Source organism: Cereibacter sediminicola (genome assembly GCF_007668225.1).
GTDB lineage: Bacteria > Pseudomonadota > Alphaproteobacteria > Rhodobacterales > Rhodobacteraceae > Cereibacter_A > Cereibacter_A azotoformans.
This window is the reverse complement of the sequence record NZ_VDEK01000065.1, coordinates 1-7,373: the sequence shown is the minus strand read 5'-3', so window position 1 is coordinate 7,373 and position 7,373 is coordinate 1. Positions and strand designations below refer to the sequence as shown.

General features: G+C 66.0%; 6 protein-coding genes. 3 read left to right on the top strand and 3 right to left on the bottom strand.

Annotated features, from left to right (window positions below):
* Together tnpB and tnpA are read right to left on the bottom strand one after the other, a co-directional pair.
* Nucleotides 1-133 (bottom strand): IS66 family insertion sequence element accessory protein TnpB (gene tnpB, locus FG154_RS21960; RefSeq protein WP_145111725.1); only part of this gene is annotated, 133 nt, incomplete at its 3' end.
* Nucleotides 130-537 carry an IS66-like element accessory protein TnpA gene (tnpA, locus tag FG154_RS19835; RefSeq protein ID WP_011910609.1) on the bottom strand — a complete coding sequence of 136 codons (408 nt, stop codon included), beginning with the start codon at nucleotides 535-537 and terminating at the stop codon, nucleotides 130-132. The genes tnpB and tnpA, both read right to left, overlap by 4 nt.
* Before the next feature lie 361 nt (nucleotides 538-898).
* Between tnpA and FG154_RS21955 the strand changes: the two genes are divergently transcribed.
* Nucleotides 899-1,174 carry a transposase gene (locus FG154_RS21955; protein ID WP_145111728.1) on the top strand — a complete coding sequence of 92 codons (276 nt, stop codon included), beginning with the start codon at nucleotides 899-901 and terminating at the stop codon, nucleotides 1,172-1,174.
* Between the two features lie 45 nt (nucleotides 1,175-1,219).
* Here the strand turns inward: FG154_RS21955 and FG154_RS19820 are convergent, their stop codons facing one another.
* Nucleotides 1,220-1,516 carry a hypothetical protein gene (locus FG154_RS19820; RefSeq protein WP_145111722.1) on the bottom strand — a complete coding sequence of 99 codons (297 nt, stop codon included), beginning with the start codon at nucleotides 1,514-1,516 and terminating at the stop codon, nucleotides 1,220-1,222.
* Nucleotides 1,517-1,693: 177 nt separating this feature from the next.
* Between FG154_RS19820 and FG154_RS19815 the strand changes: the two genes are divergently transcribed.
* Nucleotides 1,694-6,046 carry a strawberry notch family protein gene (locus FG154_RS19815; protein ID WP_145111719.1) on the top strand — a complete coding sequence of 1,451 codons (4,353 nt, stop codon included), beginning with the start codon at nucleotides 1,694-1,696 and terminating at the stop codon, nucleotides 6,044-6,046.
* A gap of 3 nt (nucleotides 6,047-6,049) precedes the next feature.
* A complete protein-coding gene (locus FG154_RS19810) occupies nucleotides 6,050-7,081 on the top strand; it encodes a DUF7146 domain-containing protein (RefSeq protein WP_145111716.1) in 1,032 nt (343 codons plus the stop codon).
* Nucleotides 7,082-7,373: the final 292 nt, after the last annotated feature.

Sequence of the window (7,373 nt, the reverse complement as noted above, 5' to 3'; positions counted from 1 at the left end):
AGAAGATCTCGCCGCCATGCGGGTCGCGGCCGAGCCCCTGCTGGATCTTGAGCGCGAGCGAGTTCATCCCGCACCGCATGTCCGTGACGCCGCCGGCGATCCACACCCGCGTTCCCGCTGGAAAGGCGATCATGCGCGTTCGAGCACCTGCACGAGGCGCGTCAGCGCCACCGCCTCGATGTCTGCCGACACGGCGAGGCGTCGGCCGTTCGCCAGCGTGATTTCGATCCGCGCGTGGGCATCCTCTCCTTGCATGGCCGGTGCCTCCCGCTGTCGGTCACGAAGATCTGGGCCGATCTCCACCGGCGTGAAAACCGGACGTCCGCCGTCCAGCAGCCCCTTGTGCCAGGCGCGCCGCCATTGCGTCAGCAGCGCGCGCGAGATGCCGTGCCGGCGTGCGACCACCGAGCCCTGCCGGTGACCGAGATAGCTCTCTTCGACGATGCGGATCTTCTCCGCGTCCGACCAGGTCCGGCGGCGGCCAAGCTCGCCCGCCGCGAAGACCTCAAATTGTGAAATGACCTTAGCGCATGACATACGTCATGACGTAAGTCATAAAACCAGGCCCCGGCAGGCGGCCCTCGGCGGAGCCTTACGTGGAATACGGTCTTCAAACGTTTCCGAAGATGGGTGAAGGCCGACGCATTCTATCGTATCTTCAGAGCCTTGGCCGCTGACGCCGACTTTGAATATGTCATGATCGACGGCAGCATCGTCAAGGTTCACCGCCACGGACAGGGCGCAAAAGGGGGACTCAGAGCCAGGCCATCGGGCGTTCTCGCGGCGGCGTGACGACCAAGATCATGGCTCTGGCCGACGCGCTCGGCAACCTGGTCGACTTTCGCCTGCTGCCCGGGCAAGCCCATGATCTGCGCGGCACGGCGGCGCTGATCATGGGCTGACCTGTGGCCAGTTCCTTGCTGACCGGGCGTTCGACGCCAACTGGCTCCGCGAGGCGCTGGCAGAGGCCAGGATCGAGGCCGTCATCCCGCCAAAGTCCAATCACCGCTTTCCGGCAGAGTTTGATCGCGACTCCTACAAATGGCGGCACCTGATCGAGAACTTCTTCGGAAAGTTGAAAGAATACAGAGGGATCGCCACAAGGTGCTGCAAGACAGACAGCAGCTTCTCCGACTTCATCGCAATTGTGGCGACAGTCATCCGACTCCGGTGAACGTCAACAGATCCTAGCTTTCTTTGAGCGCCCCATACAATCTCGTTACTTGTTCCCGTCGATCCACTTCGACATCAGCCCCTTGTCGCGGAAGCATTCGTCCGGAACTGCGCGCCGTTTGATCCGGGCGAGTTTCTCCGCGAAGGCTACCTGCTTCGACGTGGGCAGCCGATCCATTTCGGATACCGGCTTCAGTTGGGCCTGTGCCTCGATCCAGGCGCTCAGGGACCGGCGATCCTGCTGAACCTCCCAAGGCAGGAGGGTCTGGTTGCGCAGGGCGAGCGAGCGCGCATAGGCGATCTGCTTGGGCGTCGCGGGCAGGGCGTATGTGGTGCTGTCCATCGGGAAACTCCCTTGCTGGCTTGGCTTTCAAGATAGAACATAACAGGAACAAAATCAAGTCAAGCAACCGGGACGCCTCGGTTCGAGAGGGAAAGGAGGGTCGGGGAAGATCAGGCCTGAGGGTGCCCTAGAGAGGGCGTCCGGGGCTGATCCTGTCCCTCATTCCGGAGTTTCCCGATGACCTATCTCTCACCCGTTGCGTCTCCCGTTCCTGTCCTGTCTTGTGATCCCGCGCCCGCGATCCTCGCTGCCGCCGAAGCTCTGCAGCCCGATCTGGCGCAGGGGTTTCAGATCGACGCGCTGCGTCTGCGGATCGAGATGGAGCGCGCCTTTGGCGGCTCCGATGCCGATGGCGCTTGGGACTGGAAGCTGGCCTATGAGGCCGGCGAGGTGGCGCTGGTTCTCTTCCTGCGGAAGTTCGGCCGCGCGCTGCTGGCCCGGGCCGACTCGCCCGCGGCGCTGCTGCCGATCTTCACCAAGGTGGCGGGCCTCTTGCCGACGCACACCCGTCGCTCGGAGGAAATGGAGCGCTTCCAGCAATTCTCGACGCCGCTGCCCATGGGGCTTGCGGCACTTCCTGCAGCGCAGATCACACCGCGCGACCTGGTCCTCGAGCCTTCGGCCGGGACCGGTCTTCTGGCGATCCTCGCCGAGATCGCGGGCGGCAGCCTCGCTCTGAACGAGCTGGCCGAGACCCGAGCCGATCTTCTGCGTCACCTTTTCCCGGGGCGTCCCGTCACTACCTTCGACGCCGCGCAGATCGACGATCACCTCGACGCAGGGTTGCGCCCGAGCGTGATCCTGATGAACCCGCCGTTCTCTGCGATGGCCAATGTCGATGGCCGGACGACCGAGGCGACGGCCCGGCATCTGCGCTCGGCGCTTGCGCGCCTTGCTCCCGGCGGGCGATTGGTCGCGATCACCGGCGCAGGTTTCGCACCGGATGCGCCCGCCTGGTCCGAGACCTTCGGCCGCCTGACCGAGAGTGCCCATCTGGTCTTCACCGGCGCTGTGTCCGGTGCCGCCTTTGCCAAGCATGGCACCAGCTTCGAGACCCGGATCTCGGTCTTGGACAAGTGCCGGGGTGGTGAACGGGGTGGCATCACGGCTGATCTGGTGCGCCCGATTTCGCCGGATGTTGCCAGCCTGCTCTCGCTTATCACCACCCACGTCCCCCCGCGCCTCGAGTTGGGGCCATCTGATCCAACAAGGCAGGGCCGCCCTTCCCCCTTTCCGGGAAATCCTGCCCGCGCCACGCGCAGGGCCATCGGCACATCGCGTACCACGCCCCCCACCAACACCCCCGCGCAGATCGATGCCGAAGATCTGGCCTACATCCTGCGCGATGCCACTGCGGAGACCAATACCGCGCGCCTGTCCGATGCGATCTACGAGACCTTCGGCCTGCAGGCCATCGACATCCCCGGCGCGGCCCCGCACCCGACCAAGCTCGTGCAATCAGCGGCCATGGCCTCGGTCTCGCCCCCCAAACCCACCTACCGCCCGAAACTCCCCACCGCCGTCCTGAACGACGGCCTGCTGTCCGACGCCCAACTTGAGACCGTGATCTACGCGGGCGAGGCGCATGGCGCCTATCTCGCGGGGTCTTGGATTGTCGACGAAACCGGCGACATGGTCTCGGCCGCACCCGACGATGCTGCGGACGCCATCCGCTTCCGTCGTGGCTTCTTCCTCGGCGATGGCACCGGGGCGGGCAAGGGCCGCCAATCCGCTGGTATCCTGCTCGACAACTGGGCGCAGGGACGGCGCAAGGCGCTCTGGATTTCCAAAAGCGACAAGCTGCTGGAGGATGCGCAGCGCGACTGGTCCGCACTCGGGCAGGAACGCTTGCTGGTCACGCCTCTGTCGCGTTTCGCGCAGGGCCGCGACATCCCGCTGACCGAGGGCATCCTCTTCACCACCTATGCGACGCTGCGCTCCGAGGAACGCGGGGCCAAGAAATCCCGCGTCGACCAGATCGTGGACTGGCTGGGCGTGGATTTCGACGGGGTGATCCTGTTCGATGAAAGCCATGCCATGGCGAATGCTGCAGGGTCCAAGGGCGAGCGCGGTGACACGGAAGCCTCGCAGCAGGGCAGGGCGGGCCTGCGGCTCCAGCACAAGCTGCCCAATGCCCGCGTGGTCTATGTCTCGGCCACGGGCGCGACCTCGGTCCATAACCTCGCCTATGCGCAGCGCCTCGGCCTCTGGGGCGGCGAGGACTTTCCGTTCGCCACCCGGGCGGAATTCGTCGAGGCCATCGAGGCCGGTGGCGTTGCCGCGATGGAGGTCCTTGCGCGTGACTTGCGCTCCCTTGGCCTCTACACCGCCCGGTCGCTTTCCTATGACGGTGTCGAATACGAGATGCTGGAGCACGCGCTGACGCCCGAGCAGCGCAGCATCTACGATGCCTATGCCGGGGCCTTCGCCATCATCCACAACAACCTCGCCGCCGCGATGGAGGCGGCCAACATCACGGGTGAGAACGGCACGCTGAACCGCCAGGCCAAGTCCGCCGCGCGCTCGGCCTTCGAGTCTGCCAAGCAGCGCTTCTTCGGGCATCTGCTGACCAGCATGAAGACCCCCACGCTGATCGCGAGCATCGAGGCCGATCTCTCGGCAGGCCACGCAGCCGTCGTCCAAATCGTCTCGACCGGCGAGGCGCTGATGGAGCGCCGCCTGTCGGACATCCCCACCGACGAATGGAACGACATCCGCGTCGACATCACCCCGCGCGAGTACGTCCTAGACTACCTCGCCCATTCCTTCCCGGTGCAGCTCTACGAGCCCTTCACCGATAGCGAAGGCAATTTGTCGTCGCGGCCTGTCGTGCGCGACGGCCAGCCGGTGGAATGCCGCGAGGCCGCCCGCAGGCGCGACGCGCTGATCGAAAAGCTAGCCTCGCTTCCTCCGGTGCCGGGGGCGCTCGACCAGATCGTCCAGCGCTTCGGCACCGACCTCGTGGCCGAAGTCACGGGCCGGTCGCGCCGCATTGTGCGGAAGGGCGAGGGTCCTGTTGCGCGCCTCGTCGTCGAAAGCCGTGCCGGCTCTGCCAACCTGTCCGAGACCGCCGCCTTCATGGATGACCAGAAGCGCATCCTAATCTTCTCGGACGCTGGCGGCACGGGTCGCAGTTATCACGCGGATCTCGGGGCCAGGAACCAGCGCTTGCGGGTTCACTATCTGCTGGAGCCCGGCTGGAAGGCCGATGCCGCCATCCAGGGCCTTGGGCGCACGAACCGCACCAATCAGGCGCAGCCGCCGCTCTTCCGGCCCGTCGCCACCGATGTGAAGGCGGAGAAGCGGTTTCTTTCGACCATCGCGCGCCGTCTCGACACGCTCGGGGCGATCACGCGCGGCCAGCGCCAGACCGGCGGGCAGGGGCTGTTCCGACCCGAGGATAACCTCGAGAGCCCCTATGCCCGCGATGCGCTGCGGCAGCTCTACCGCCGCATCTACCGCGGCGATGTGGCGGGCTGCTCGCTCGGGGCGTTCGAGGATGCGACCGGACTCAGTCTGACCGATGACAACGGTCTGAAGGACGACCTGCCTCCGATCACCACTTTCCTCAATCGCCTGCTCGCGCTGACCATCGACATGCAGGCCGTGCTCTTCTCGGTCTTTGAGGAATTGCTCGACCAACGCATCGAGGGCGCCATTGCCGCCGGTGTCTACGACCTCGGGCTGGAGACCCTGCGCGCCGAAAGCTTCCGCGTCACCGATGCTCGGGTGATCTACACCCATCCAGGCTCCGGCGCTGAAACCCAACTCCTCACTATCGCGGAAAAGCGGCGCAACACGCCGACCGCGCTCGCGGATGCGCTGGACTGGCTCGACGACCCTAAAGCACGCCTTCTGGTCAACGGCCGCTCGGGCCGGGCCGCGGTGCAGGTGCCCGCCACCAGCCTGATGTTGGATGACGGCACGATCGAGTCGCGCCTGAGGCTGGTCCGCCCGACGGAGGCCAGCACCGTCCCAGCAAGGACGATGGAGGACACCCACTGGCTGGAGGCCGACCGCGCGGCCTTCGCTGCCGCTTGGACGGCGGAACTGGCCGAGGTGCCCGAGTTCTCGGAAGCCACGCTGCACATCGTCGCTGGCCTGCTGCTGCCGATCTGGAAGCAACTGCCGCAGGATGAAACCCGCGTCTACCGGCTGCAGACCGACGACGGCCAGCGCATCATCGGTCGCCGCGTCTCGCCGTCTTGGGTCGCGACCACGCTGGCCGCTGATGCGCCGAAGCTCACGGCAGCGCAGGTCCACGCCCTCGTGCTTGAAGGCAAGACGGTCGTGCGGCTCGCCGAGGGGATGGAACTCCACCGGTCGCGCGTCATGGGCGTAAACCGGATCGAACTGTCCGGCTTCACAGAAGCGGCGAAGGACCGCCTCAAGGCCGATGGCTTCTTCTCGGAGATCATCAGCTGGAAGCTGCGTCTCTTCTGCCCGGCGGACTCGGGCGGAATTGCCGTGCTGGATCGTCTGCTTGCACGTTGTCCGGTAACGGGACTACATGAACGCGGGGGTTGTTGAGCCATGTATTCCGAGACCGAAGATGTGATCCGCGCTCTGGCGGAAAATGCCGAAGGTGTGTGTCGCGCCTACCTTCCCGCCGGACGGCGGGAAGGGTCCTACTGGATCGTCGGCGATCTGCAGAACAACCCAGGCCGCTCGCTCTTTGTGCGCCTGACCGGGCCTGCATCTGGGCCGGGTGCTGCTGGCAAGTTTACCGACGGCGCCACGGGCGAGCATGGCGATCTTCTCGACATCATCCGCGAAAGGACCGGGATCTCCCGCTTTCCCGATCTTCTGGCCGAGGCCCGATCGCATCTGGGCCGTCCGCAGCTGGTCCTCCCAGATGCGCCAATGCCGAAGAAGGCCAAAGCCCCCGGGGGCACGCCAGCGACGGCGGCGCGCTTGTTTGCAGCCTCGGTGCCGGTCGCGGGCACGCTTGCAGACACCTACCTCCGCTCCCGGGGCCTGACCCAAGGCGGCAGGATGAGCGCCCTGCGCTTCCATTCGAAGTGCTGGCATCGGGATGAGGGCCAGACCCGCAGCATCCCTAGACCGGCGTTGATCGCGGCGGTCACCGACGGGGCAGGGGCCTTGCAGGGCGTGCATCGCACCTGGCTTGCGCCAGACGGACAGGGAAAGGCGCGGGTCGAGACGCAGCGGCGTGCCATGGGTCACCTCCTCGGCAATGCCGTCAGGCTCATCCCGCATGACGACATCCTCGTCATCGGCGAGGGCATCGAGACCATGCTGTCACTTATCGAGGCAGTGCCGGGCCTTCCCGTCTGGGCGGCGCTCTCGTCGGGTCACCTCGGGGCGGTCCTGCTGCCGGAGGGGCTCCAGCGCCTCTACATCGCCATCGACCGCGATCCGGCGGGGCGTAGCGCAGCAGAGAGGTTAGGCGCCAGAGCAACTGAGGTCGGGATTTCCGTGCGGGTGCTGGAACCGCTTCTCGGGGATTTCAACGATGATCTCCGGGCGAACGGCAAGGAGGCACTGCGCCAGCATCTGGCAGGGCAGATCGGGCCAGAGGATCGGCATCGCCTGTCAGGCTGAGCAGCGTCGCGGAGGGGCTGGCAAGGGACAGCGGGGCAGGGGTCACGGGTCCCTGTCGTGGCTCTGGATCGTCGTTTTGCCTCTTCCCGGGCAATCTCATCCACCCGTCACCCGAGCGGCCTTCAAGAGATGGGCAGGCGGCCGTCAAAGGTGCCGCCCCTTCAAGGACGGAGGGCGACTGATTTCCGCCGGCGGGGACGAGCCCCGCCTTTGCATCGCGAGGCAAATCAGCCGCCCCCTGTGTTTCGGCGTGCAATTTTGACCCCCCAGGCGGGGTGATCGGCGTCCAATT